This window comes from Amycolatopsis antarctica (assembly GCF_002262875.1).
Classification (GTDB): Bacteria; Actinomycetota; Actinomycetes; order Mycobacteriales; family Pseudonocardiaceae; genus Amycolatopsis; species Amycolatopsis antarctica.
This window is the reverse complement of the sequence record NZ_NKYE01000014.1, coordinates 1-25,817: the sequence shown is the minus strand read 5'-3', so window position 1 is coordinate 25,817 and position 25,817 is coordinate 1. Positions and strand designations below refer to the sequence as shown.

Below are 25,817 nucleotides of genomic sequence, written 5' to 3'. Positions count from 1 at the left end.
GTAGGCTCCGCTTCCGGCCAGCGATCACCGAAGGTGATGGTGAACGCGTTGATCATGGGTTTCCAGCACATCGTCCATCGGGCGCGGCCGGTCCCGGTCGGGTCCGGGCTGCGGGGCCGCGAGATGCAGGCACTTCATTGCGGCCTGCTCGGTCGGGAAATGCCCTCGTACGCGAATCGCCCGCCGATAACGGGCGTTCAATGATTAAATTGCGTTCGTGGAGCAGATCATCGTCCGGATCTCAACGTCGCAATCAAGGAACGGAATGAACTCCTCCCAGGCGTTGCGCCAGAGCCGGCTCTCGCCCCGTACTTCTTCCTTCATTTCTTCTCGATTTCGTCCATTGCGACAGCCGCGGCATCCGGACTGGGCGCAGTGTAGATAGGTTGATGTCCCGCTTCACCGCGTCCCAATCCTGACGCGCGACCAGCCGGAAGATGTTCCGGATCAAGTGGACGATGCAGGTTCGAACAATAGCTTTCGGCCAGACGTTCGCCACCGTATCGGGGAGCCCTTTGAGGCCATCGCAGACAAGGAAGAAGACGACGGCCACGCCGCGGTTCTTCAGGTCGATCAGCACGCTCATCCAGAACTTCGCGCCCTCACCACCGGTGCCCATCCACAGGCCCAGGACATCCTTGCGGCCGTCCACGGTGACGTCGATGGCCGCATGGACGGGCCGGTTGGCGACCTGCCCGTCGCGGACCTTGACGTGGATTGCGTCGATGAACACCGCCGCGTACACGGAGTCGAGCGGGCGGTTGGCACAGTGGTTCATATAGGCGACGACCTTGTCGGTGATCCGCGAGATCGCCTCCTTGCCCACCGGGGCTCCGCAGATTTCCGCGAAATGCGCGGATATGTCGCCGGTGGTCATCCCTTTCGCATACAGTGACAGCACGATCTCGTCCACATCCGCGAGCCGTCGTTGCCGCTTCTTCACGGTCTACGGATCGAACGCGCTCTCCCGGTCCCGCGGAACCTCGACAGTGGCCCCGCCGGCGGCATCCGAGCTCGCCATTTTCGGCCGTGCGCCGTTGCGCACATTCGTCGACTCACGGTCGGCCTGGTTCTGTTCGTGGCCGAGGTGCTCGGTCATTTCCTCGTCGAGAGCGGTCTCCAGCACGTTCTTGGTGAACAGTTTCAGCAGGCTGTCCGGACCGGTCAGGGCCAGCCCGCGAGCTTTCGCCTCGGCCACCATCGCCGCCGCGGCGGCCTGCTCCGGCGACAGCTCCCGCGCCAGCTTGGACTCACGCTTACGTGGACTCACAAGCTCAGATGTCACCACTCACAGTGCCCATCCCGACGGACCTACGGCCCGGCGTGTCGGGCCGGAAACACTGATCTTGGAACGGTTCCGGATTTGTCGACGAAGCCCGAATTGTGGGCCGTTCGACCGACTGTATTGCGGTCGCGTTTTGGCTAACGTTTTTGCCCGTACAGATGTCACCTGGGTATACGAAGGTCGGAGAGGACTCGATATGACGAAGAAACTCTCTCAACGGGCAGCGGCGGCTTTGGTGATGGTGTTCACCGTTGCCTTCCTAGGAGCCGGGGCTGGTGTCGCATCAGCTGGTCCAGTTGATCGAGCTGCCGAGGTCGGAAAGATGCAGGCGGAATACGCCAAGACGGTGACCGCAGATGAGTACACACAGGCCGTCAGTTTGTACGGCCGAATGCTGGCAACCGAGCGCACTCCTTCTGGCGCGGATTCGCAGCAGGTTGGACAGGTGGCTGGTGGGGAGTTCTGCGGAACAATTCCCAAGGAAGCTGGCATCGCTTATGGCTGGTATCTGAAGGTTAGAGGCGCGGTGACCGGCGTGGGGGCATTCGTTGTTGGCGGTGTCAACATCCCTGCCGGAGCGGTTGTGGCAGCGCTGGGGTTGGCGGAAGGACTTTCCGGCGACGCGGCAATCACGTGGTCGGAAGAGAACCTACCGAAGAAGGTTTGCGTGACCTGGAGCTGACAGTTCTGTCAGCGACCACGGAGCAGGCCGGGTGCACCGTACTGGTGGGCCCGACCTGCTCCGTGACGCCGTTCTCGGGCAGTCTCGGAACCCGTTCGCAAATGCGGTGGCCGATGCCGACCGCTACAGGTCGTCGAAGTTGATCAGCCCATCCTGGACCGCGCGCACCAGCAGGGTCGCCTTCGTCGATGCTTCCCTGCCGGCGTTGGCGTACTTGATCCGAACACGGTCGAGGTAGGTGTTGACCGTACTTGTCGACACGCCAATTCTCTCGGCCACCGCATCTTTCGATTCGCAATGGAACCAAGACACGAGAGCATCGAACTCGCGAGGAGTGAGCGAGGGCCTGTTGATGTCGGCGCCTCCCGCATCTGCGAGTGCAGGTGCGGGATAGCAGAGGTCGTTGGCGGCGGCATGGATGGCGGGGACGAGGTGCTCGTTGCCTTCAACTTTGCTCAGGTAGGTGTAAGCGCCGATGTCGAGACAGGCGAGGGCTAGCGCATGATCTTTGCGCATCGAGTAGACGACGACTCGTCTACCAGCTTCGGCCAGTCGCCGGAGGTCGTTCAGCGCTGGGACATGCCTGTCCGACATTGGGTCGAAGACAACGACATCCGCACTGATGCCGTGCTCGGTCCATGCGGTGTCCGTGCCAGTTCCTGAAGCGACGACGTTGATGCACGGGTCGGCGTCCGCGCACCAAGTTGTGATACCCATCAGCACCGCGGGGTGGTCGTCGACGAGGGCGACCGTGGTCATGTGTGCAGTCCTGCCACAGGGCCGCCGCGCAGGCGACAGCGCCACAACCCCGTGAATGAGCGCGACGTAGCTGGCCGCCCTGTCCGATCCATGATCTGCGAGTGGTCCATGGGTGCACCTACCCCAGTCGGTGTCCGCCGTATGGTCGGTGCAAGCTTGAAGGTGCCCTCGTCAGCGCGACAACCTCGCGCTGCGGTTTCGCACATTGTCCACACAGGTTCGTACGAACTCGTACAACGGCTCAGGCGCAAGAGCTGGGCACAGGTGGTGCCCGGTCGGCATCGAGCTGAGCCGGCGTAGGTGGAGTAGCCGTCGGTGAAGGCGGTCAGCAAGTGAGGTAGCGAGTGTGATGATTTCCCACCGTCGCTGATCCTGTAGCCGGTTTCGGCGAAGAAGATGTACGCGGTCTTCGACTTGGTCCCGCCCGAACGATCGGGTGATCGTACTCCTCGCTGGTCTCCAGCATCGGCTTACGCAACACCATCCCCGTGGTGTCGATGGCGATGTCGACCTGTCCGACCTCGTCGACGGCGTGGTCGAACAGTGCGGTGACAGCCGCCGGAGCGGTCGAGTCCCGGCGACCACGTTCGCCTCGGCTCCGGCGTCGCGGACCTCCCTCGCCGTAGTTTCGCGTCGGTCTCCGATCTGTCGTACCGCTGCAGACCGAGTTCGTTCCGCTTGAACCTCAACTCGGCTCCTCCGGTGTGCGAGTTCGTACGAGACTCTTCGGCGCCCTTGATCCTCTGCTAATCCGCCTCCAGCATCAGATGGTCTCCGACAGTGGGATCGTCTACGTCGCAAGGGACAACCGGAGTGGCGACCGCCACCGCTGGCGCACGACCGTGCGCGATCCAATAGATCGACGTCGAGCCGAATGTCGGTCCGCGTGCCAGCGCCATCACACCAGGGTGAAGAAAAGGTCGTTTCATGACAAAATTCCCGGAAAACCGTACAACCTGGCAACGTTGCCGCGTCCTGCTCGGTGTTGCAGTTATGACATCCAGCATGATCGCCGCGGGGGCAGTCACTTCCGCGACCGCACACGCCGCAGCCACCTGCTCAGGCACACTGAGCTGGGCATCCTCGCTCAAGAAGGAACCGCGCGGCCAGCTGGCGATCTACTACAACTCCGCCGCCGGCGGAACCAACACCGCGTGCATGTACCACGCAGGCTCCACCTCCGGCAAAAGACTCCAAACAGAAGTAGGAATCTCTCGATGCCAGGCTGGGAACTGGGAAGGCGACACCTACTGCCTTACCGATAAGACGCCCAAACCAGATTTGGGTAACTTCATATCCCAGGCTGGTCCCCTCGAAGTAACTGGCACCGCAAACCGCTGTGTCACCGCCTACGGAACGATCATCCTGGCCAATGGAGATCTCGTGCGCCTCGACAGTCCCCCGGTGGGTTGTCCCTGAACGCAAGCCGTCCTGGGCCAAGACGCTAGCCGGGTCGCCGACGTCGTAGGGGTTGGCCCGACAGGACTTCGCTCAAGTCAACACCTCCTCGCCGTGTTCGCTGGCACCCCCGGACGCGAACATCTACTCCTCGATGAGGTCGAACTATGCCGGCAGTAAGCCGAATCGCGCCATCGCCTACCCGCAAACGTTTCGGTTGCAGTGATATCAAAAGGACGGGGTGCACCCTGCCGCGCCCCGTCGTCGTCTCCACGCTCGGGTGAGTCAGGCACTGATTAGCGCCGGCATCGCGCACGGGAGCTTGTGCCACCCGTATGCGTCGTCTGCGTCGTCGCAGAATTCAGAACAGTCGACACCATCGCTTGCATCGCCGCACATCAATTACTCCACGACGCCCGGCAACCGGCCCTTGCCCCAGAGGTGACGTACAGGCTCCGCACGTGCCCTCGGTCCAGCGCCAACACCAAACCCGAACACTAGTGGAACGCAGTGGCGATCGGCTTCACAGCCACCCGGTTGGGCACGCCCTTCGTGTAGTGCACGGCAAGCGTCTCGGGCCGACTATGTGTCCGCAGCGACGGAGTCGGCTACGGCCCATACGACCGAGCCGGTCACCCTCCATGCTCGGCGCGTTACGCGGTCGGTGGTGCGGGGTGGTCCTCGCGACTGTCCGGGCGCAGGAAGTTGTGTGACAGCGATTGGCTGACCTCGGTGAGTTGGTCGACGAGCGTGTCGGCGTCGAGGTCGACGAGGCCGGATCGCCAGGCGAGCATGATCTCGACGAACCCGCCGATGCCGAGCAGCACGTTGGTGCGCAGCGCCCGATCGTCGACGCCGTCGCGCAGGAACGGACGCGCGAGGTCGACCATGATGTCGGTGGCCTGCTGCACGGTTTGCCTGCGGCGTTGTTCCAGCACGGCGCTACCGGAATGGTCTCCGAAGAGGATCTGCGCCCATCGAGGCTCGGCCTGCAGCTGGTGCACAAGGGCATGCAGGGCGGCGTGAAGCTGGTCGAGTGCGGAGTGTTCGGCGCGGGCGCCGATCACCCCGAGGAGCATCTGCAACGTCTGGTCCCGGATCTGGTCCCAGACAGTGGCCAGCAGTTCGTCGCGGTTGGCGAAACTCTCGTAGAAGTAGCGGTCGGTCAGCCTGGCGCGAGCGCACACGCCGCGCATTGTTACCGCCGCCCAGCCCTGCTCCTGCCAGATCTCCACCGCCGACCCGACCAGGACACCGCGCCGCTCCTGCCGGCGCTCATCTGCGGTTTTCCCGCCGTAGCGCCGGGCGGGTCCGGCTGATGAGCTCACGCGCACATCTTGACATGCGATGTCACGAGCACCATTCTGATGGCGTGCGCCATCAGAATGATCGGGTAGTGCGGATGACCCGCGGTGACGTAGCCGCAACCGTCACCGCACTCACCTTGCGCCCGCTGACCTCGGTGATCCCGCTCAACCGGCCCGGTATCCGGTTGTCCCGCTGGATCGTGGCGAGCGCGCTGGCCACGTTCGGGCCACCGATGCCGGGCAGCCGGTTCGGTCCGGCCGAGTCCGGTCCGCGTGGCGAGTGGGTGCTGGCGCGAGGAGTGGTCCGTGAGGACGCCGCGGTGCTGTATGTGCACGGCAGTGGCTACGTGCTGTGCTCGGCCCGGACGCACCGGGGTCTGACCAGCCGGGTGTCGGCGGGCACCGGGTTGCCGGTCTTCGCCTGTGACTACCGGCTCGCGCCCCGTCACCGGTTCCCCAGCGCGGCCGACGACGTGCGCGCGGCCTACGACTGGCTGGCCGCGGAGGTCGGCGACCCCGGCCGGATCGTGCTGGCCGGCGACTCTGCCGGCGGGCACCTCGCCGTCGATCTGACCTTGCAGCTGCTGCGCGAGGGCCGAAAGCCGCCCGCCGCACTGGCGCTGTTCTCGCCCCTGTTCGATCCGACCTTCGCCTTGGCCGCCGAGCAGGAGCGCCTGCGGCGGGACCCGCTGATCTCCGCGGCGCGGGCGGCCCGGTTGATCGACCTCTACGCCCGCGACGCGGACCCGCACTCGCCACGGCTGCGGCTCTCCGGTGATGACGTGACCGGGTTCCCGCCCGCGCTGATCCAGGCGGGTGGCCGGGAGATGCTGGCCGCCGATGCGGTGGAGCTGGCGCGGGTGCTGCGCCGTGCGGGTTCGGACTGCGAGTTGGACCTCGTCCCGGGGCAGATGCACGTGTTCCAGGCGTTGCCCAGGCTGATCCCCGAGGGGCGAGCCGCGCTGGAACGGGCCTGCGGGTTCCTGGCCGGCCACCTGCCGGCCGCTTCCGGACCGTTGCGGGAGGCGTCCTGATGGCCCGCCGGACCCACGGCGCGCACGCGGTCGTCACCGGGGCTGGCAGCGGGATCGGCCGCGCTTTCGCCGTCGAGCTGGCGTGCCGTGGCGGCCGGGTGGTCTGCGCCGACATCGACCTCGGCACCGCCGAACAGACCGTGGCCGGAATCGAGGGCGATGGTGGCGAGGCCGTGGCCGTCGTCTGCGACGTATCCAGTGCCGAGGAGGTCGCGGAGCTGGCCGAGGCGGCCCGCTCGTGGCTCGGCCGCGAGCCGGACCTGGTGGTGAACAACGCGGGCATCGGCGCGGGCGGCCGGGTGGTCGGCGACGCCCCGCTGGCGAATTGGCAGCGCACGCTGGGCGTGAATCTGTGGGGCGTCATCCACGGCTGCCACACGTTCCTGCCCGCGATGCGCCAGGCCCGCGCGGGCGGCGTCATCAACGTGGCCTCGGCCGCCGGGTTCACCGCCGCACCCCGGATGTCGGCCTACAACGTGAGCAAGGCGGGAGTGGTCAGCCTGTCCGAGACGCTGGCCGCCGAGCTGTCCGGCACCGGCGTCGGCGTCACGGTGCTCTGCCCGACTTTCGTGCGCACCAACATCTTCGGCGGCGAACTCATCGACGTCGCCGCCCGCGGGCTGGCTCAGCGGCTGTCGGATCTGGTCGGCTTCTCGCCCGAGCGGATCGCCCGGCGAACCCTCGACGCGCACGAGCGCGGACGGCTGTACGTCGTCCCGCAGCCGGACGCCCAGCTGCTCTGGCACGCCAAACGGCTGCTGCCCACCCCGTACGCCCGCGTCGCCGGGCTGCTCGGCCGGTTCGCGCCCGGGCCACAACAGTAAGGAGGACCGATGACCGACGACTTCGCCGCCACGCTGCAGACCATCAAAGACAAACAGTGGTCGCTGGCCGACATCGACTGGGACGCCCCCGGCGCGGACACGATGACCGACGAACTGCGCGCGAAAATGCGGCCGTTCATGGCCGACCTGGTGTGGATAGAGCACGTCGGCGCCCGTGGGTTCGCCTCGTTGGCCAAGAAAGCGCCCACCCCGGAGATCCAGGAGATCTACCGCTACTTCCACGCCGAGGAACAGAAACACGCCAACGCCGAGCTGGCGCTGATGAAGCGCTGGGGGATGCTCGACGAGGACGGCACCATGCCCGAGCCGAACATCAATGTGAAGCTGGCCATCAAGGTGCTCGACGACTTCGGCGACACGCTGCCGCTGACCGGGCTGGCCACACTCATCCCACTGCTGGAATGCGCACTGGACGGCGCACTGGTGAAATTCCTGCTCGAAGAGGTCACCGACCCGGTGTGCCACCAGGTGTTCAAGCACATCAACTCCGACGAGTCCCGGCACATCACGGTCGACTTCCAGGTGCTGGAGCTGATCGGCTCGGGCCCGAGGCACAAGCTGCTGATCGAGACCATCGGCAACCTCAAGCCGCAGGTGGTGCTCGGACTGATCGTGGTCTTCGTACCGCTGATCAACAGGATGCGGGACAACATCGTGGCGATGGGCTTACCGGAGAAGAAGCTGTACAACGCCGTGAAACGGTTCCACACCATCGGCGGCCGCGGCGAGTTCACCAAGCGTATTCCGGCTTACCACGTGCTCAAGGCGCAAGCGGCGATGGTCGTGGATCGCTCGCATGCCTATCACAAATATTTTGCCGACCCGATGGTGAAGCTCACCAGCCGGGTACCCGCCAAGCTGCTGGGCAAGCCGCAGTCGTGGACCGAGGAGATCACCCACGAACCGGTGGCGTCATGAGCGACGCTCGCGACGGACTCGGTGACTTCTCCGGCCAGGTACTGCGAGGCACCGAATGGTTCGGCCACGACTTTGCCGGGCAACGGGTCGCCGTGGTGGCGCCGGGCCGCGAGGCCGCACAGATCGCACCCGAGGTGGCCGCCACCGCGCTGTCGGTGAAGGTGTTCCAGGAGGAGCCGGACTGGGTGCTGCCACTGCCCGTACCGGGCGGCCGCGCCGTCGGCATCGCGGTGGCACGGGCGTTCCTGCGCTGGCAGATCAAGGACCCGTGGGTCCGCCGGCTGCTCACTCCGGACCGCCGGTTCGGCTCCCGGCGGCTGGCACCCGGCCTGAACTACTACGACGCGCTGCAGCGGCAGAACTGCACCCTCGTCACCTGGCCGGTGTACGCCTTCGCGCCCGAGGGCGTGCGCACCGCCGAAGGCGTCGAACACCGGGCCGACGTGGTCGTCCTCGGCAACAGCTCGATCTTCGCCCACACACCGGAAGGACGTCCCGCATGATCGCGGCTTGCCGGCGAATCATTGACATACGGTCCCACGCCGGGCCGGAATGTCGGCGCGTTGCACAGTATTGTGAGGCCAGAACATGACTGTTCCGGACCACGAGGTCGCCATCGTCGGCGGCGGATTCTCCGGCATCGGCGCCGCGATCCTGCTCGACAAGGCGGGCTTCGGCGATTTCGTCGTGCTGGAGGAAGGCGACGGCCTCGGCGGCGCCTGGCACTGGAACACCTACCCCGGTGTGGCCGTGGACATCCCGTCGTTCAGTTACCAGTTCTCCTTCGAGCAGATCGCCCGCTGGTCGCGCATCTACGCACCGGGAAACGAACTCAAGGCCTACGCCGAATACTGCGTCGACAAGTACGACATCCGCCGACGCACCCGCCTCGGCACCAAGGTCGTCACCGCGACGTTCGACGACGAGACGCACCTGTGGCGACTCGACACCGCCGACGGCGGGTCCATCACCGCGCGATTCGTCATCGGCGCCACCGGCGTGCTGACGCAGCCGAAACCGCCGGACATCGATGGCCTCGCGGATTTCCGCGGCACACTCATGCACACCGCCCGCTGGGACCATGAAGTCGACCTGCGCGGCAAGCGGGCGGCAATCATCGGCACCGGCGCCTCGGCAGTGCAGGTCATCCCGTCCATCGCTCCGGATGTCGAGCACCTCACCGTCTTCCAACGCACCCCCATCTGGTGCCTGCCCAAACTCGACACCACCCTGCGCGCACCCGCCCGCCTGGCGCTGAACCGGCTGCCCGGCACGAAGCGACTGGCCAGGCTGGCCAGCCAGACGTTCGTGGAGCTGACTTTCCCGCTGGCCGCGCACTTCCACCGGCTGCTGCCCACCGCGGGCGTGGGCGAGCGGATCGCCCGCGCCTATCTGCGCAGGGCCGTGCGCGACCCGGCCACCCGCGACAAGCTCGCACCCCGCTACGCCCTGGGCTGCAAACGTCCGAGCTTCTCCAACGACTACCTGCCCACCTTCAACCGCCCCGACGTCACGCTGGAAACCTCTGCCATCTCGGCCGTCACCGAACACGGCGTGCGCACCGCGGACGGCACCGAGCACCCGGTGGACGTGCTGATCCTGGCGACCGGGTTCAAGGTGTTCGAGAAGGGCAACATGCCCCCCTTCACCGTGCGCGGCACCGGCGGCAACGACCTGGAGAAGTTCTGGCACGAGAACCGGTTCCAGTCATACCAGGGCACCAGCGTGCCCGGCTTCCCGAACCTGTTCACCATCCTCGGCCCCTACGGCTACAACGGCTCGTCCTACTTCAACCTGATCGAAACCCAATCCGCGCACATCGTGCGCTGCCTGACCCACGCGCGGCGGACCGGCACCACCCGGGTGGAGGTCACCCAGGAAGCCAACAACCGCTACTTCCGGACAATGCTCGGACGGCGCAAGCACCAGGTCTTCTTCCAGGACTCCTGCTCCCTGGCCAACAGCTACTACTTCGACGAGAACGGCGACGTGCCCTTCCGCGCATCCCCCACCCTCGAAACCATGCTCACCAGCCACAGGTTTTCCCTACGGGACTACACATTCGCCCGCTGATCGCGAGATCACCGGCAAGACGCTTTCTCATGAGGCTGGATCGCGCGCCATCGAAGGCATGGCACGCATGCCGAGCGTTCTCGTCGGGGACACAGGTTGAGCCAGGCAGATTCTCGGATACGCGTCGGACAAGGGTTACCCGTATGTCAAAAAATTGCGTATACCAATGGGTGACGCGGTCATCGGTGGTACTGGCGGTGGCGCGCCGCACTTGTCCGGCAGGCACATCCCGACTGGTCGGTCGAGGAGGTCAAGGCGGCGGTGATCAACACCGCTGGCGCCGACGTGGTCGAGAACGGCAAAATATTTGGCCCTCAGCGCGTCGGTTCCGGCCGGGTGAACGCGAAGTCCGCGGTGGACAACCAGGTGCCGGCCTACGTTCAGGACGACCCAGGCGGGGTGAGCGCTTCTTTCGGTGTCGTCAAGGCGGCGGGCCCGGTAAACCTGAGCAAGACGATCAAGATGGCGAACAAGGGAACCGCAGCGGCCGAGTACGCGGTGGCTTATGAGGATGTCACGCCGTCGCCAGGTGTGCGATCCGGCCGGTGACTTCATCGGCCGCGGTCCTGTCGAGCACGAGCAGCGGTCCTGCGGTCCCGGCATCAAGGGACGCGACGATCCGGCCGTTGTCGGCGAACTGGTCGATCCAGGCCGGCGGGATGTGGGTGACCGCGCACGTGGCGATGATCCGGTCGAACGGGCCGTGCTCGGACCACCATGCCGCTCCGTTCCCAGCCATGCTGCGCGTGCTGCTCCGCGTGGGCAAAGTGCCCGCGGGCGGTACCGACGAGGCCGGGGGCGATGTCGGCTGCTCCGGTCGATGCACCCGGGTGACGGGAACCGTCGCGGGTCAGGGTTTTCGGGCGACGCCACCGGCGATGATGCGGTGGGCGACGGTGGTCGGGGTCAGTTTCGGGCCGTCGGGCCACCAGTGCATCAGTTCGACCACTCCCGGGGGGACCAGTTCGAGTCCGTGGAAGAGTTCGGTGATCTCGTCGTGGGTGCGCCAGGTGGCACCGCCGAGAGAACCGCGAGCTACCGCGTCGGAGAGTTGGCTGGCCACGGCGCTGTCCTCGCTTTCGGGGTCGAGCAGGTGCGAGATCGCGACGTAGGACCCGGACGGCAGCGCGTCGATGTATTCGCCCATGACCTCGGCAGCCTGGTGCCGTTCGCCCTTGTGGTGGTGCAGGGTCGCCAGTTGGAACAGGGCGATGGGTTCGGTCCAGTCGAGGTGCTGGCCGACGACCGGATGGTCGAGAATGCTGCGTGGCTGGAAAATGTCACCGTCGATGAACGCGGTGAACTCGTTCTCGGCCAGCAGCGCCTGTCCGTGCGCGATGACGACGGGGTCGTTGTCGACGTAGACGACCTTGGAGTCACGCTCGTGCCGTTGGGCAACCTGATGAATGTTGTCGGCGGTGGGCAGGCCGGAACCACAGTCCAGATACTGGGTGATCCGGGTCTGCCTGGCGATGAACCGGACCGCGCGGGTGAGGAACGCCCGGTTCTCGCGGGCCACGTCCACCACCTCGGGCAGCGCAGTCGCCATCTGCTGGTAGGTCGTGCGATCGACCTCGTAATTGTCTTTGCCACCCAGCATGTAGTCGTAGACTCTAGCCACGCTGGCCCGATTCGGATCGATACCTACCGGCCTGTTGAGATCAAGGTCGTCCGCGCCAGATGCCATCCGGTGCCTCCCAAGAATCGGATCAGCGAAGTCGCTCACTCTAGTCACCTCATCGAACCGCCGAAGCACGCCACTCAGCGACCCGGCGTGGCAGAGCACGATGCGCGATACCGCGCCCACGGCCGGCTGCCCCGCTCCGACACACAGGACCTCGACCGCCTCGCAGGTAATGTCCGACATTAATGCCGACTTCAGCCGGCTTACCAGCAGGGAGTCCCAGCACAGAAGATCGGTAGCGTGGCCGCGAGATCGCTGATCAGCAAGGTGCGCACCCCTCAGGGAACGTAGCCGAGCCGAAACCGCATTCCGCCATCGCGCGCGAGGCCGGCCGTCTCACCACACAGGTTGGGGACCGCGCACCCGCCGAGCTTTGATCCCTTGGTCCTCTTCGACAGGTCTCGTCAGTGCAAGCCTTGGCGGGCAACTAGGTTGCGTTTCCGTCATAAACCACAACGACCAGTGGCTTCGGCCACCGGACTACGGCCCCGGCTGGGGACCCGGTCGACCACGCAGGACCAGGCCGCTCAACCTCCATGCGGACACGCGGACACCTCGCCCACAAGGTCAGCAGCCACAGGCGAACAGAAAACCCTCACAGATGCCCAGTCGAGTGACCCTTGGGGCAGCCCGAGGTGACCCCGTTTCGAACGTGGTCACCGCCTGCTCCGATCGTGCCCCAGCTACTGAACGTAGCTAGAGCGACATCCACAATGGACAAAAGTTTGGATGACCAAAAAATAATGCCCGACCTGCATAAAGTGCAGAGCCGGGCGATTTCGAAAACGGTGGAGCTGAGGGGACTCGAACCCCTGACCCCCTCACTGCCAGTGAGGTGCGCTACCAGCTGCGCCACAGCCCCGGAAACGGTCAGGCACCCCGTTTCGGTACGAGTACACGTTACAACACGCCTTCCCCTGCCCTCACGCAGGGGGTTGCTACCGATCCGCCGCAGGTGGCCGGGCCGAGGCCCGGCCGGTCATCGTCCGTCGACGGCCGCAGCTGGAACCCGGAACAGCCCGGGTGGCGCACCGTGCCGATGCGCCACCCCGGCCGTGGACGCTGCTCAGCCCTGCGCCGCCACGACCTTGGACAGCCACTCCTGGTCGGTGCTCCAGTCGACGATCCGGCCGTCCGCGACCACGGTCGGCGTACCGAAGAAGGTCTCGCCCTGCTGGGTCTGCTTCAGCGCCGGATCGTTGGCCGCCTTCTCGAACTCGGCGGTGAGCTGCTGGTCGTAGGTGCCGTTGTTCACGCAGGCACCGAAAGCGGCGTCGTTGATCCCCACGGATGTGCCGAGCTGGATCAGTTGCGCCTTGTCGTAGCCGCGGCCGCCCTCCGCGGGCTGCTCGGCGAACAGGCTGTCGTGGTACTGCTGGAACTTTCCCGCGTCGGCCGCGCAGAGGCTCGCGTTGGCCGAGTCCAGCGAGTAACCGGGCGGGTCGGACTGCTCGTTGAGCAGTGGCACCATGTGGTAGCGGACCTTGATCTTGCCCGCGGTGACCTGCTCGGCGATCGGCCCGCCGTAGACCTCCTCGAACTTCGCGCAGACGGGGCAGAGGAAGTCCGCGTAGACGTCCACCGCGATCGGCGCGTCCTGGTTCCCCGCGACGACGACGGTGCCGTCCCGCTGCTGCGGGTACGCGGGGGCCTCCCCCGCCGACACCGCGATGTTGCTGCCCTCGGTCTCGTTCTTCGACGAATTGGTCCAGACGACCCCGCCGACGACCGCGGCGGCCAGCACGACCACACCGACCACGGCGACGATCACCTTCCGGTTGCCCCCGCCTCCGCGCGCGCTCGCGACGGCCTGCGCCCCCGCCGCCTGCTGCTGCCGGCGCTTGCGCGCGTTCCGCTCTGCTCCACCCACCTGCTCAGATCCTTTCCGATTCACGCCCGGACACCGCGGGGGTATCCGGTTCGCCCAGATTGTCGTCCGGGGCCGCCGCCGAGTTCCCGCGCTCGCCACCCATCCAGCCGTCCACCGAGAACGCGGTCCGCGGACGCACGGTCAGCCAGATCGCCAGCAGCAGGAAACCCACGTCCCTGGCGATCTCCTGCGGATACCGCGTCTCGCCGACGGGCACCTCGCCACCACCGCCGAAGCAGCCGCAGTCGATGGACAGTCCGCGCGCCCAGGACTGCGCCACCACCGCGATCAGGGCGAGCAGCAGCAGGCCGGACGCCACCGCGGTGAACCTGGTCAGCAGGCCAGCCACCAGCAGCAGGCCGAGCACCAGTTCCAGGATGGGCAGGCCGGTGGCGACCACGCCGATCAGGCCCTGCGGCAGCAGCTCGTAGGCCTGTACGGCGACGTAACTCTGCCCGGGATCGGCGAGCTTGACGCCGCCGGAGATCAGCCAGACAGCGGCAAGGCCGAGGCGGGCGAGAGTGCCCACCGAATCGAGGACTCGTGGTGACGGTCGCAGCACGCGCATAGGCTAGCCATCGAACCTGAGAGGACCGTGAGGTCGCCAGGGGTGTCCACCGAAGGAGGTGCCATGCGGCTCGCCCGGATCCTGAGCGCGCTGCTGCTGGTCGTCGCGGCCGGATGTTCGCCCGCCGCGTCGAAGAGCGATTCGCTGGTGGCCAGGGCCGCCGACGGCGATCGCCTCACCATCGGCATCCGCTACGACCAGCCCGGCCTGTCCGAGCGCACGCTGGACGGCAGGTTCGTCGGCTTCGACATCGACGTCGCCACCTTCGTCGCGGGCGAGCTGGGCGTCGATCCGGAGGACATCGACTGGCAGGAGACGACCTCGGCCGCGCGGGAGACCGACATCGCCTCCGGCAAGGTCGATCTCGTCGTGGCCACATACTCCGTCAGCGACAAACGCAAGGAATCGGTGAGCTTCGCGGGCCCGTACTTCCTCACCGGCCAGGATCTACTGGTTCGCTCGGCCTCGGCGGACATCACCGGGCCGGAGGCGCTCAACGGCCGCAAGCTGTGCTCGGTCAGCGGGTCGACGCCCGCCCAGCAGGTGAAGGACCGCTTCGCGCAGTTGGTGGAGCTGATCGAGTACCCCCGTTACCCGGACTGCGTGACGGCGTTGCTGGCCCGGCAGGTGGACGCGGTCACCACGGACGCGGTGATCCTGGCCGGTTACGTGGCACAGAATCCGGAGCTGATGCGTGTCGTCGGAAGCCCGTTCTCGGTGGAGCGCTACGGGATCGGCCTGCGCAAGGGCGACACCGAGGGGCAGGCGGCGCTGAACACGGCGATCGAGCAGATGATCAGCAGCGGTGCGTGGTCGGAGTCGCTGAGTCGCAACATCGGTCCTTCCGGCTACCAGCTCCCGCGGCCACCGGGGATCACCGAACGGTGAGGCTTCCCGTACTGCCGGATCTGCCGGTCCGCGCCGTCCTCGACGAGGTGACCGGTGCGCTGGCGACCCACGCGACGGCGGTGCTCATCGCCCCGCCGGGTACCGGCAAGACCACGATCGTGCCGCTGGCGATGGCCGCGGCGGCCGGGGGCCGGGTGGTGGTGGCCGAGCCGCGCAGGCTGGCCGCACGGGCGGCCGCGGGGCGGATGGCGGCGCTGCTCGGCGAACCGGTCGGCGAGACCGTCGGGTACGCCGTACGCGGTGACCGCAAGGTCTCCGCACGGACCCGGATCGAGGTGGTCACCTCGGGGCTGCTGGTCCGCCGGTTGCAGCACGACCCGGAGCTGCCCGGCGTCGGCGCGGTGCTGCTCGACGAATGCCACGAGCGTCACCTCGACGCCGATCTGCTGCTCGCCCTGCTGATGGACACCCGCGCCGGACTGCGGGAGGACCTGCGGGTGCTGGCGACCTCGGCGACCGTGGCGGCGGGCAGGCTGGCCGAGGTGCTCGGCGGCGCGCCGGTGATCACCGCCGAGGCCAGGGCGTTCCCGACGCGCGTCGAGCACTCCCCGCCCGCGCGCGGGGAACGGATCGAGGCCTGCGTGGCGCGAACCGTGCGCCGCGCCCTGTCCGAAGCAGACGGTGACCTGCTCGTCTTCCTGCCCGGCGCGGCGGAGATCTCCCGGGTGGCGGGGCAGCTCGCCGGACTGTCCGATACGGACGGCGGCACGGTGGACGTTCTGCCCCTGCATGGCAGGCTGACGGCGGCGCGGCAGGACGCCGCACTGGCCGAGGGCGACCGCAGGCGGGTGGTGCTGGCGAGCGCGGTGGCCGAGTCGAGTCTGACGGTTCCCGGTGTGCGGATCGTGGTGGACGCCGGGCTGGCGAGAGTGCCGAGGGTGGACCACCGCCGGGGGTTGCCCGGCCTGGCGACCGTGCGGGTGTCGGCGGCGGTGGCCGAGCAGCGGGCCGGGCGGGCGGCGCGGGAGGGCCCCGGCACGGTGTACCGGTGCTGGCCGCGCAACGAGCACGCCGGCCTGCCCGCCTACCCGGAACCGGAAATCCGCACGGCGGAGTTGTCCCGGCTGGCACTGGAACTGGCCTGCTGGTCCACTCCGGACGGTGCGGGACTGTCCTGGTGGGACGCTCCGCCGGAGGGCCCGCTGCGGGCGGGCCGGGAACTCCTGCGCACGCTCGGCGCCGTGGACGTCGCAGGCGTGGTCACCGCGCGCGGACGCGTCATGGCCTCGCTCGGCCTGCATCCGCGATATGCCCGCGCCCTGCTCGACGGTGCCGATTCGGTGGGGGCGCGCGCCGCCGCCGAGGTGGTGGCCCTGCTCGACGCCGGTGCCGGCCTCACCGACGCCGACGCGGAACTGCACGGCCTGCGTTCCCGGCGCGACGAGGCGGCCCGCCGGTGGCGGCGAGAAGCCGACCGGCTGGCCGGGCTGGTCGACGGCGGGCGGGGCACCCCGGACACGGCACTGGTGGTGGCCCTCGCCCATCCGGAACGGCTGGCCCGCCGCCGCTGCCCCGGCTCGAACGTGTACCTGATGGCGGGCGGGACGGCGGTCGAGTTGCGCGGGGACAGCGGTCTCGGTGACGCGGAATGGCTGGCGGTGGCCGAGGCGACGCGGGAGCCCGGCCGCCCGCACGGGATCGTCCGGCTCGCCGCGCGCGCCGACCAGGCCCTCGCCGAACGCGCCGCGGGGCCACTGTTGTCCGAAGTGGACGATGTGGCGTGGCGGGACGGGGACGTCGCGGCCAGACGGGTGCGCGCGCTGGGCGCGATCACACTGACCGAACGGCCGTTGCGGAACCCGGATGCCGTGCTGGTACGGGACGCGCTGCGCTCCGGTCTGCGCGAACAGGGCACCGGGTTGCTGCGCTGGACCGCCGAGGGAAAACGGGTGCGGGAACGAATGGGCTTTCTGCACGACGCCATCGGCCCGCCGTGGCCGGAGGTCACCGAACGGGCACTGTTGTCCGAAGTGGACATGTGGCTGGAACCGGAGCTGTCCCGGGCACGCGGGCGAGCGGACCTGGCGCGGATCGACACCACCTCGGCGCTGCGGCGGTTGCTGCCCTGGCCCGCGGCAGCCCGCTTCGACGAGCTGGCACCCGATCGGATCGAGGTGCCCACGGGCTCCCGCGTGCACGTCGACTACACCGGCGCGCAACCCGTGCTGGCGGTGAAGCTGCAGGAGACCTTCGGCTGGCTCACCACCCCGCGCATCGCGGACGGCCGGGCCCCGGTGGTGCTGCACCTGCTCTCCCCCGCCGGACGTCCCGCTGCCGTCACCGCCGACCTGGAATCGTTCTGGCACAACGGTTACGCCGCCGTCCGGGCGGAGCTGCGCGGACGTTACCCGAAACATCCGTGGCCGGAGGATCCGCTGACCGCACAGGCCAAGCGGGGAACGAACCGGAGGCGCTGAGTTCAGGAGCGCAACCGCTGCGGGACGGTCGGCAGCTCGCGTTCCAGCTCCTCCTCCGAAGCGTCCCGCTCGTTCAGGCCGAGCTGGATCGCCTCGCGGATCTGTTCCCGGTTCTCCTTGACCACCTCGGCGAAGAAGTGGTCGATGCGCGGATCGGTGAGCGTGGCGAGAATGACGCGCATCGAGGTGTCCACGGTGGTACGCACGATCTCGTCGTGGAAGGGCAGCTTGGCGAGTCTCCCGGTCTGTGGGTCCTCACGCAGCTTCTCCGAGATCACCGCACGCAGCAGGGCCTGGTTCTCGCCCAGCGAGCGGGCCAGGTTCTGCGGATAGTTCCCGGTCTCCAGCACCCCCACCACCTCGTCCATCACGGCGATGGTGATCGGCTTCTTGATCGCCTTGACGATCGGGCCCGTCAGCCGTTCCAGCAGCCGCTGGCTGAACTTCTCGCCGAAGGCGCGGTCGGCGGTGCGGGCAAGGCGCACCAGCACCACGACGACGCGCAGCAAGCGGAAACCGCGCAGGGCGGGGTGCGCGATGGGGATCATGCCCAGCACCTCGTACCAGTTGCGCAGCGGGAACCACTTCTCCCAGCCCTGCTGCCGCCACCGCCACAGGAACTCGATCAGGAACACCCCGCACACGCAGGTGTCGATGACGAAGACGCGCTGTGCCGTCGCATCGGAGTGCGGGAAGAACATCACGTACAGCAGCAAGCCCACCGAGCCGAGGGCGAGCACCAGCATCGCGAGGTCGACGAGGGGGACTCCGCCACGGCGGGTCGCAGGTCCGCTAGCCATGCGCCGCATTGTGCCTCTCCCCCGGCGGACGTGCCGATCCCGTGGTGCCGAAAGTAGGGGCAAGTCCTGACTCCGGGCCATTACCGCCGGTCGCCGTCGTTCGTAGCGTCGCCTCCGGTAACGGCCGCTGGACGAGGAAGGGCACATGATCACGCTGAACGGACTGACGAAACGCTACGGCGCGAAGACCGTCGTCGACGGGCTCACCACCACGGTGGAGTCCGGCATGGTGACCGGGTTCCTCGGCCCGAACGGCGCCGGGAAATCCACCACGATGCGCATGGTGCTGGGCCTCGACCGGCCGGACGCCGGGCACGCGCTGGTCCGGGGGAAACGCTACGACCGGCTCGCGCATCCGCTGCGGGAGGTCGGCGCGCTGCTCGACGCGAAGGCCACCCATCCGGGCCGGAGCGCGGGACGGCATCTGTTGGCGATGGCGCGCAGCAACGGCATCCGGCCGTCGAGGGTGGAGGAGGTGCTGGCGACGGTCGGGTTGAGCGATGTCGCGGGCAAGCGGGCCGGGCAGTTCTCGCTCGGCATGGGGCAGCGGCTCGGTATCGCGGGCGCGCTGCTCGGCGATCCGGGCGTGCTGATGTTCGACGAGCCGGTGAACGGGCTCGATCCGGACGGGGTGCGGTGGATCCGGCGGCTGATGCGCTCGCTCGCGGCCGAGGGACGCACGGTGTTCGTCTCCAGCCACCTGATGAGCGAGATGCAGCAGACCGCGGACCGGTTGGTGGTGATCGGCCGGGGCAGGCTGCTGGCGGACGCCCCGCTGGACGAGTTCATCACCCGCAACTCACGGAGCTCGGTGCTGGTGCGGGTGGCGCGGGAGGCGGACCTGCGGGCGTTGACGGCCCGGTTGCGGCCATCGGCGCGGAGCGTCGATCCGGACGGCGCGGACGGCGTGCGGGTGCACGGAATGCCCGTCGAGGAGGTCGGCGGCATCGCGCACGAACTGCGGATCCGCCTGCACGGCCTGCGGGCGGAAGAGGCCTCGCTGGAGCAGGCCTACATGGAACTGACGGAGGGCTCCGCCGAGTACGGCGTGGCCGCGGACGACACGGCAGGAGCTCGGCCATGACAGGCAACAAGATGACGGACACGGGGATGGCGGAGACCGCGACGACCCGGATCGGCGGCGGACTCGCCGGGGCCGTCGCCGCGGAGTGGACGAAGTTCTGGTCGCTGCGCTCGACCTGGTGGGGCCTCGCCGCCGCGGCCGGGCTGCAGCTCGGCTACTCGGCGCTGCTGGCGCTGTCGCTGCGCGCCCAGTACGCCGCCGGATCGGTGTCGGCGGCCGAGCTGTCGGCGCCCTCGGTCGCCGCGGAGTCGGTGCTGTACCTGACCCAGCTCGCCGTGCTGACCGTCGCCTCGCTGACGATCGCGAGCGAGTACGCCACCGGGAGCATCCGTTCGACCCTGCAGTGGGTTCCGGCTCGGTGGCGGGTGCCCGTGGCCAAGTGCGCGGTGCTGATGCCGGTGATGTTCGGCGCCGGCGTGCTGTTCTCCGCCTCGTCGATCGGGCTCGGCACCGCGGTGCTGGGCGGCAAGGCGCCCGCCCCGGACGGGGGTGCCGTCCTCGGGGCGGTGGCGGGCACCGGGGCGTACCTGGCGCTGCTGTCGGCGCTGGCGATCGGGGTGGGCACGGCGCTGCGCAGCGTTGCCGGGTCGATCGCGGTCACCTTCGCCCTGCTGCTCGTGGCGCCCCTGCTGCTGGCCGGGATGGGGATGACGGCGGCGGTGGACTACCTGCCGGGGGTCGCCGGCCTGAACCTGATGGTGGTGGACGGTCAGGTGAATCCGATGACCTCCGCACCCGCCCCGTACGGGGGCGCGGTGGCACTCACGATCACCGCGGCCTGGGCGGCCGTGGCCCTGCTGACCGGTGACCGGGTGCTGCGTACCCGGGACGCCTAGGATCGCGGGCCGGAAATGCTTCGCTGGTTAGGTGTTCGTCGAAGCGGCCTGCCCGCCCACCAGGCCGCTTCGACGAGCACGATGCCGGCCGCCGCGCAGGCGAACGCCGTCAGCGTGGCGCCGGCATCGGACGGATCGAGCTGGAAGATATCCCTGGTGAACGGGGTCAGGAACATCAGCGTGGACGCGCAGGCCATCACCGCCAGCAGCGCGATCTTCCACCAGGCATAGGGCCGGGCCACGATAGCGAGTACCCACAGTGCGATCGCCATCAGCGTGACCAGCGCCGCGGTGCTCGCCCGCACCTGCTCCGCGGGGCTGCCGGTGACGCCGGGGTAGGTGAGCACGTAGGACACGAAGGACGCGATCGCGATGATCACCCCGGCGGGCACCGCCATCCGCATCACCCGCGGCACGAAACCGCCGCGCGCGCGTTCGTTGTTCGGTGCCAGCGACAGGACGAACGCGGGCAGGCCGATGGTGAACCAGCCGATGATGGTGACGTGCCTCGGCAGGAACGGGTACGGCAGCGCGTCGAACCCGATCAGGCCGGGGATGCCGACCAGCAGTGCGAGCAGTACCGAGTAGACGGTCTTGGTCAGGAACAGGTTCGCGACCCGCTCGATGTTGCCGATCACCCGCCTGCCCTCGGCGACCACGTACGGCAGCGTGGCGAACTTGTTGTCCAGCAACACGATCTGCGCCACCGACCGGGTGGCCGGGCTGCCCGCTCCCATCGCGACCCCGATGTCGGCGTCCTTGAGGGCCAGCACGTCGTTGACCCCGTCGCCGGTCATCGCGACGGTGTGCCCGCCGGACCGCAGGGCGCCGACCATCGCGCGCTTCTGGACCGGGGTGACCCGGCCGAACACCGAGCCCCGTTCGACTTCGGCGGCCAGGCCGGCGGGTTCCCCCGGCAGTGAACGCGCGTCCGTGGGCGAGCCCGCGCCGGGCAGGCCGAGCGTCGCGGCCACCGCGCCGACCGAGGCGGCATTGTCACCGGAGATCACCTTCACCGTCACCCGCTGCCCGGCGAAATAGTCCAATGTGTCCTTGGCGTCGGGTCGGATCTTCTGTTCCAGCAACACCAGGGCGACCGGGTCCACCGTTGCGGGGGCGTCCTCCCGGTCGACCGCTCCCGCCGCCCTGGCCAGCAGCAGCACGCGCAGGCCGTCCGAACCGGCGACAGCGGCCTCGGCACGCACGGCGTGGTCCGCCGCGAGCAGCACGTCCGGCGCGCCGAGAACCCAGTCGCCGTGATCACCGAAGGAGGCGCCGCTCCACTTGCGGGCCGAGGAGAACGGGGCGATCGCGGTGACCGTCCAGCCGGGATCGTCCGGGTGTGCCTCGGCGATGGCCGCCAGGCTGGCGTTCGGCCGGGGATCGGCGGCGGCGAGCGCGGCGAGTACCTCGTCCGGCATCTCGTTTCCCCCGACCGGCCGGACCTGTGCGAGCCGCATCGCGTTCTCGGTCAGCGTTCCGGTCTTGTCCGCGCAGACGACGTCCACCCTCGCCAGGCCCTCGATCGCGGGCAGTTCGTTCACCAGGCACTGCCGCTTTCCCAGTCGCACCACGCCGACCGCGAACGCGATCGAGGTGAGCAGGATCAGCCCCTCCGGCACCATCGGGACCAGTGCGGCGACCATGCCGCGCAGGGCCTCGGGCAGCGCCTGGTCCCCGGAGAGCTGGTTGTAGACGGACAGCGCCCCGGCCGGGACGAGCAGGTAGGTGATGAACTTCAGAATCCTGTCGATGCCGTTGCGCAGCTCGGAATCGACCAGGGTGAACTTGCCCGCCTCCTCTGCCAGGCGCGCGGCGTAGGCGGCCCGGCCGACCTTGGTGGCCCGGTACACGCCGGAGCCCGCCACCGCGAAACTCCCGGAAAGCACCTGCTGGCCGGCATTCTTGACCACCGGGTCGGACTCCCCGGTCAACAGTGACTCGTCGACCTCCAGCGCCGCGCCGTCGAGCACCTCGCCGTCGACCACGACCTGATCGCCGGGCCCCAGTTCGATCACGTCATCGGCGACCACCTGATTCGGTGCCAGTTCGACGGTCCGGCCGTCCCTGCGCACTCGCGGCCGGGCCTGACCGATGATCGACAACCGGTCCAGCATCCGTTTCGCCCGCAGTTCCTGCACGATCCCGATCACACTGTTCGCCACGATCAGGCCGCCGAACAAACCGTCCAGCACGTAACCGGTCGACACCACGATCGCGAACAGGACGGCGAAGATCGCGTTGATCCGGGTGAGAACGTTGGCGCGGACGATGTCCCAGGTGCTCCGGCCCGCCCGTTCGGGTATGTCGTTGGATCGCCCCTGTACGACCCGTTCCCGGACCTCGTCCTCAGTGAGCCCGTGCGTGTCCGATGTCGCCACGGCGCGCGTATCCACCACGCTCGCGACCGTACCCGCCGCCCGTCACCACGACGGCGATGTTCACCGCTTAAGGTGGCGTTTCCCAGGATCACTCCGGTCGCCGCGAACTCCTTGGCACAGGGGGTAACCCGGCGGGGTGAACCACGACCGCGTTCGGGCGGCATGAGGTCCGCGCGGCCGGAAACCACCGGCGGAACGGCTAGGGTCCTGGCGTCCGCCCGTCGCATCATCGAATTGGCCTTCATGCTCTACGCCTGCTCCGGAGTGCTGGTCCTGCTCGCGATTCTCAGCATCCGCCAGGATCGCCGGCGGTTCCGCAACGCCGTGCTGCTCGGCCTCGGCCTGGTGTTCCTGCTGATGGCCCTGATCGACGACATCCAGCGCCTGCCCGCGAGTACGGCAGGGACCGTCGCGACCGCCGTCATTCTGCTGCCACTGCTGACTGTGCTGGTACTCGCGGTCTTCCTGATCGCCAACGGGGTCACCATGATCCGCAGGGAGAGCCGCAGTCTCGGCAACCTGCTCTCCCTGCTGGCCGGCCTCGGGATGATCGGTCTGCTGATTCTGCTCGCGGCCACCCAGTACACGCAGAACCACACGATCGCCGCGGTCGCCATCCCCGCGCTGGCGGCACTGTCCTATGTGGGTTTCCTGTTCTGCTGCTACCTGGGCTACGCCTTTCTCTACGGCCGTCTCCGGATACGCCCGGGGATCGATTTCGTGGTGGTGCTCGGTTCGCGAGTGATCGACGGACGGATACCGCCACTGCTCGCCAGCCGTCTCGACAAGGCGAAGCTGCTCTACTCCACCGAACGGGCGAGCGGCGCGGAGCCGATGATCGTCACCTCGGGTGGACAGGGCACGGACGAGGCCCTGCCCGAATCCCATGCCATGGCCGACTATCTCCTCGCCGCCGGCGTGCCCGAGACGGACGTACTCCGCGAGGATCGCTCCACCACGACCGAACAGAATCTGGCGTTCAGCCACGAGTTGATGGAACAGCGAAAGCCCGGCTACCGGTGTGTGGTCGTCACCAACAACTTCCACGCCTACCGCGCCGCGATCATGGCCCGCAAGGCCACCGTGAACGGGCAGGTGGCAGGTTCCCCGACAGCGCTCTACTACTGGCCGAGTGCCACTATCCGCGAATTCGCCGCCGTTCTCATGGGGCACCGGATGGTCAATCTCGGTATCACCGGAATACTCGCGGCCCTTGGCGTAATGGTCGCCCTCCGTTGACCGGCGGATGCCGGAGCGGTGTGATTCGGAATCGGCGGCGTTGACGTGGCCGGTGTTCCTGTCGCCCTGAAACGCCGTCTCGAGGACGCGCTCCCGGCTTGGGCTGCCCGTGCGCACGATGTGGTTGCGGTTCGCCATTCTCGCGCTCTCCAGCGCCACCGGACTGACCAGCGGGCTGCTAGTGGCGGCCGCCGGCGAACTGGCTGATGAGATCCAGTCGGAGGCGCAGGCACTGTGGGCGTCAAGGCTCTGGCGGCCGCGACCACACTCCTGGCGTGGCTGATTCTGCATGCCGGGTACACCACGCATTACGCGAGCCTGTACTTCCACCACGGCCGCGGAATGTCGTTCCCCGGTGTGCGCGTGCCCAACCGGCGGAACCACCTTCTCCACCTCCGACGTCCGCATCGAAGGACGAGTGATCGGGCACGCGATAGTCTGGCACTCCGTTCGGTCGTTTCTGTACAACGCGGCCGTGCTGGGCGTCGCGATCGAGGGCAGCACCAGCCTGTGCAACGGAGCTCCGGCCGGGGAGCCGGTAGTGACACTGCGTCATACGTCCACCAGCGTGAATGTCATGGCGGGCTCGTGACGTGGTCGCACTGGTCGCCGGACGCCCAACCTGCTGAGATCTGTGTATGCCCACGACATCAGTGATCGACGTTGAACGTCTGAACCTCAAGTACGGCGACTTCCACGCGGTGAAGGACCTGTCCTTCACCGTCGGGCAAGGCGAGTTCTACGCGCTGCTGGGTACCAACGGCGCGGGAAAGACCTCGACACTGGAGGTGATCGAGGGGCACCGGACAGCGACGTCGGGTTCGGTGCGGGTGTTCGGCCAGCGCCCGGGCGACCGGGCTTCCGTCCGCCCCCGGATGGGGATCATGTTGCAGGAGAGCGGTTTCGCTCCCGATCTGACGGTCCGGGAATCCATCCACCTGATCGGGCGGCTCAGCGAGCGCCAGGACACTGTGGACCGGGTGCTGGGGGTGGTGGACCTCAAGCCGAAGGCGGGAACGAAGGTGTCGCAGCTCTCCGGCGGTGAGAAGCGGCGGCTCGACTTCGCCACCGCGGTGTTCGGAACGCCCGAACTGGTTTTCCTGGACGAGCCGACGACCGGTCTGGACATCCAGTCCAGGGACGCCCTGTGGGACTCGGTGGACAAGTTGCGTGAGGACGGCTCGACGATCGTGCTGACCACGCACTACCTGGAAGAGGCGCAGCAGCGCGCCGACCGGATCGGCCTGATGCACCAGGGCACCTTCCACAAGGAAGGGACCGTCGCTGAGCTGACCCAGACCCTGCCCGCGGTGATCAGTTTCGGCATACCGTCCTCGGGGCCGGTGCCGCGCCTTCCGTTGCGGGGCAGGCCGGAGAGCGACGGGAAGATCGTGATCGAGACGTTCTCACTGCAGAAGGACCTGCACACCCTGCTCGGCTGGGCACAGGATCACGCGGTGGAGTTGCGGGGACTCGAAGCGGGCCCGACGCGACTCGATGACGTGTTCCGCGCCATCGGCAACGACTGACCCATCCCCCTCATCCCAGCCTCCCACGACTCGGAAAAGGATTCGCCTGTCATGTTGTCCATCGCTCGTAGTGAGCTGATCCAGATTTTCCGGAACCGATCGGTACTGATCACGAGTTTCGTGATGCCGGTGGCGATCAGCGCCTTCTTCATCTACCAGCACGAACTGTTCGCCCAGGTCGGCAGCCTCGGCTACATCG

Annotated in this window: 23 protein-coding genes, 1 tRNA gene and 2 pseudogenes; 16 read left to right on the top strand and 10 right to left on the bottom strand. The window is 67.9% G+C overall.

What is annotated here, in order from left to right; all coding sequences use genetic code 11:
* Positions 1-5: 5 nt before the first annotated feature.
* A pseudogene (locus CFN78_RS20700) lies at positions 6-1,288 on the bottom strand (IS256 family transposase); the annotation flags it as partial.
* A gap of 193 nt (positions 1,289-1,481) precedes the next feature.
* Here CFN78_RS20700 and CFN78_RS28790 point away from each other — a divergent pair.
* Complete coding sequence (locus CFN78_RS28790) at positions 1,482-1,967, top strand: hypothetical protein (protein ID WP_133116403.1); 486 nt, start codon at positions 1,482-1,484, stop codon at positions 1,965-1,967.
* A 123-nt stretch (positions 1,968-2,090) separates the two neighbouring features.
* Here the strand turns inward: CFN78_RS28790 and CFN78_RS20695 are convergent, their stop codons facing one another.
* Positions 2,091-2,726 carry a DNA-binding response regulator gene (locus CFN78_RS20695; protein WP_094864524.1) on the bottom strand — a complete coding sequence of 212 codons (636 nt, stop codon included), beginning with the start codon at positions 2,724-2,726 and terminating at the stop codon, positions 2,091-2,093.
* 927 nt (positions 2,727-3,653) lie between these two features.
* Here CFN78_RS20695 and CFN78_RS28785 point away from each other — a divergent pair.
* Positions 3,654-4,145: a hypothetical protein gene (locus CFN78_RS28785; RefSeq protein WP_133116402.1), complete on the top strand. Its 492-nt coding sequence runs from the start codon at positions 3,654-3,656 to the stop codon at positions 4,143-4,145.
* A gap of 632 nt (positions 4,146-4,777) precedes the next feature.
* Here the strand turns inward: CFN78_RS28785 and CFN78_RS20690 are convergent.
* The gene (locus CFN78_RS20690; RefSeq protein WP_094864523.1) at positions 4,778-5,452 is read right to left on the bottom strand and encodes a TetR/AcrR family transcriptional regulator; all 675 of its coding nucleotides are present in this window, start codon (positions 5,450-5,452) and stop codon (positions 4,778-4,780) included.
* Between the two features lie 74 nt (positions 5,453-5,526).
* Here CFN78_RS20690 and CFN78_RS20685 point away from each other — a divergent pair, with 74 nt between their 5' ends.
* The 6 genes and pseudogenes from CFN78_RS20685 to CFN78_RS20660 form a co-directional block, all read left to right on the top strand.
* Positions 5,527-6,465 (top strand): alpha/beta hydrolase, encoded by a 939-nt coding sequence (locus CFN78_RS20685; protein WP_094864522.1) that lies wholly within the window; start codon positions 5,527-5,529, stop codon positions 6,463-6,465.
* Positions 6,465-7,289: an SDR family NAD(P)-dependent oxidoreductase gene (locus tag CFN78_RS20680; RefSeq protein ID WP_094864521.1), complete on the top strand. Its 825-nt coding sequence runs from the start codon at positions 6,465-6,467 to the stop codon at positions 7,287-7,289. The genes CFN78_RS20685 and CFN78_RS20680 overlap by 1 nt, the downstream gene beginning before the upstream one ends.
* A 9-nt stretch (positions 7,290-7,298) precedes the next feature.
* Positions 7,299-8,228 (top strand): reductase, encoded by a 930-nt coding sequence (locus CFN78_RS20675; protein ID WP_094864520.1) that lies wholly within the window; start codon positions 7,299-7,301, stop codon positions 8,226-8,228.
* Positions 8,225-8,731 carry an NAD(P)/FAD-dependent oxidoreductase gene (locus tag CFN78_RS20670; RefSeq protein WP_094864519.1) on the top strand — a complete coding sequence of 169 codons (507 nt, stop codon included), beginning with the start codon at positions 8,225-8,227 and terminating at the stop codon, positions 8,729-8,731. The genes CFN78_RS20675 and CFN78_RS20670 overlap by 4 nt, the downstream gene beginning before the upstream one ends.
* A gap of 85 nt (positions 8,732-8,816) precedes the next feature.
* On the top strand, positions 8,817-10,301 hold the full coding sequence (locus tag CFN78_RS20665) for a flavin-containing monooxygenase (RefSeq protein WP_094864518.1): 1,485 nt from the start codon (positions 8,817-8,819) through the stop codon (positions 10,299-10,301).
* 207 nt (positions 10,302-10,508) lie between these two features.
* A pseudogene (locus CFN78_RS20660) lies at positions 10,509-10,835 on the top strand (hypothetical protein); the annotation flags it as partial.
* Here the strand turns inward: CFN78_RS20660 and CFN78_RS20655 are convergent.
* From CFN78_RS20655 to CFN78_RS20635, 5 genes are all read right to left on the bottom strand, one after another.
* Positions 10,816-11,040 (bottom strand): protein-L-isoaspartate O-methyltransferase family protein, encoded by a 225-nt coding sequence (locus CFN78_RS20655; RefSeq protein WP_240519587.1) that lies wholly within the window; start codon positions 11,038-11,040, stop codon positions 10,816-10,818. The pseudogene CFN78_RS20660 and the gene CFN78_RS20655 overlap by 20 nt on opposite strands.
* 111 nt (positions 11,041-11,151) lie before the next feature.
* A complete protein-coding gene (locus CFN78_RS20650; protein ID WP_094864516.1) occupies positions 11,152-11,988 on the bottom strand; it encodes an SAM-dependent methyltransferase in 837 nt (278 codons plus the stop codon).
* A 786-nt stretch (positions 11,989-12,774) separates the two neighbouring features.
* Positions 12,775-12,847, bottom strand: a tRNA-Ala gene (locus CFN78_RS20645).
* 204 nt (positions 12,848-13,051) lie between these two features.
* Positions 13,052-13,855 carry a DsbA family protein gene (locus tag CFN78_RS20640; protein WP_094864515.1) on the bottom strand — a complete coding sequence of 268 codons (804 nt, stop codon included), beginning with the start codon at positions 13,853-13,855 and terminating at the stop codon, positions 13,052-13,054.
* Between the two features lie 4 nt (positions 13,856-13,859).
* Positions 13,860-14,417 (bottom strand): MauE/DoxX family redox-associated membrane protein, encoded by a 558-nt coding sequence (locus tag CFN78_RS20635; RefSeq protein WP_094864645.1) that lies wholly within the window; start codon positions 14,415-14,417, stop codon positions 13,860-13,862.
* A gap of 69 nt (positions 14,418-14,486) precedes the next feature.
* On the opposite strand from CFN78_RS20635, the gene CFN78_RS20630 reads away from it, so the two are divergent.
* A complete protein-coding gene (locus CFN78_RS20630) occupies positions 14,487-15,311 on the top strand; it encodes a glutamate ABC transporter substrate-binding protein (protein ID WP_094864514.1) in 825 nt (274 codons plus the stop codon).
* Positions 15,308-17,749, top strand: a complete 2,442-nt coding sequence (hrpB, locus tag CFN78_RS20625; protein WP_094864513.1) for an ATP-dependent helicase HrpB — start codon at positions 15,308-15,310, stop codon at positions 17,747-17,749. The genes CFN78_RS20630 and hrpB overlap by 4 nt, the downstream gene beginning before the upstream one ends.
* Before the next feature lie 2 nt (positions 17,750-17,751).
* Here hrpB and CFN78_RS20620 read toward each other — a convergent pair whose 3' ends face one another.
* Complete coding sequence (locus CFN78_RS20620) at positions 17,752-18,549, bottom strand: hypothetical protein (RefSeq protein ID WP_094864512.1); 798 nt, start codon at positions 18,547-18,549, stop codon at positions 17,752-17,754.
* A gap of 145 nt (positions 18,550-18,694) precedes the next feature.
* On the opposite strand from CFN78_RS20620, the gene CFN78_RS20615 reads away from it, so the two are divergent.
* The gene (locus CFN78_RS20615; RefSeq protein ID WP_094864511.1) at positions 18,695-19,633 is read left to right on the top strand and encodes an ATP-binding cassette domain-containing protein; all 939 of its coding nucleotides are present in this window, start codon (positions 18,695-18,697) and stop codon (positions 19,631-19,633) included.
* Complete coding sequence (locus CFN78_RS20610; RefSeq protein WP_110495016.1) at positions 19,630-20,469, top strand: ABC transporter permease; 840 nt, start codon at positions 19,630-19,632, stop codon at positions 20,467-20,469. Before CFN78_RS20615 ends, CFN78_RS20610 begins: the two co-directional genes overlap by 4 nt.
* On the opposite strand, the gene CFN78_RS20605 is transcribed toward CFN78_RS20610, so the two are convergent.
* Positions 20,466-22,865 (bottom strand): cation-translocating P-type ATPase, encoded by a 2,400-nt coding sequence (locus CFN78_RS20605; protein WP_420807912.1) that lies wholly within the window; start codon positions 22,863-22,865, stop codon positions 20,466-20,468. The two genes, CFN78_RS20610 and CFN78_RS20605, sit on opposite strands and share 4 nt — an antisense overlap.
* 228 nt (positions 22,866-23,093) lie before the next feature.
* On the opposite strand from CFN78_RS20605, the gene CFN78_RS20600 reads away from it, so the two are divergent.
* From CFN78_RS20600 to CFN78_RS20590, 4 genes are all read left to right on the top strand, one after another.
* Positions 23,094-24,089: a YdcF family protein gene (locus CFN78_RS20600; protein ID WP_094864509.1), complete on the top strand. Its 996-nt coding sequence runs from the start codon at positions 23,094-23,096 to the stop codon at positions 24,087-24,089.
* Between the two features lie 109 nt (positions 24,090-24,198).
* Positions 24,199-24,372 carry a hypothetical protein gene (locus tag CFN78_RS29265; protein WP_165777637.1) on the top strand — a complete coding sequence of 58 codons (174 nt, stop codon included), beginning with the start codon at positions 24,199-24,201 and terminating at the stop codon, positions 24,370-24,372.
* Positions 24,324-24,746: a DUF1345 domain-containing protein gene (locus tag CFN78_RS30355; protein ID WP_094864508.1), complete on the top strand. Its 423-nt coding sequence runs from the start codon at positions 24,324-24,326 to the stop codon at positions 24,744-24,746. The genes CFN78_RS29265 and CFN78_RS30355 overlap by 49 nt, the downstream gene beginning before the upstream one ends.
* Positions 24,728-25,618, top strand: a complete 891-nt coding sequence (locus CFN78_RS20590; protein WP_094864507.1) for an ABC transporter ATP-binding protein — start codon at positions 24,728-24,730, stop codon at positions 25,616-25,618. The genes CFN78_RS30355 and CFN78_RS20590 overlap by 19 nt, the downstream gene beginning before the upstream one ends.
* Positions 25,619-25,817 lie beyond the last annotated feature (199 nt).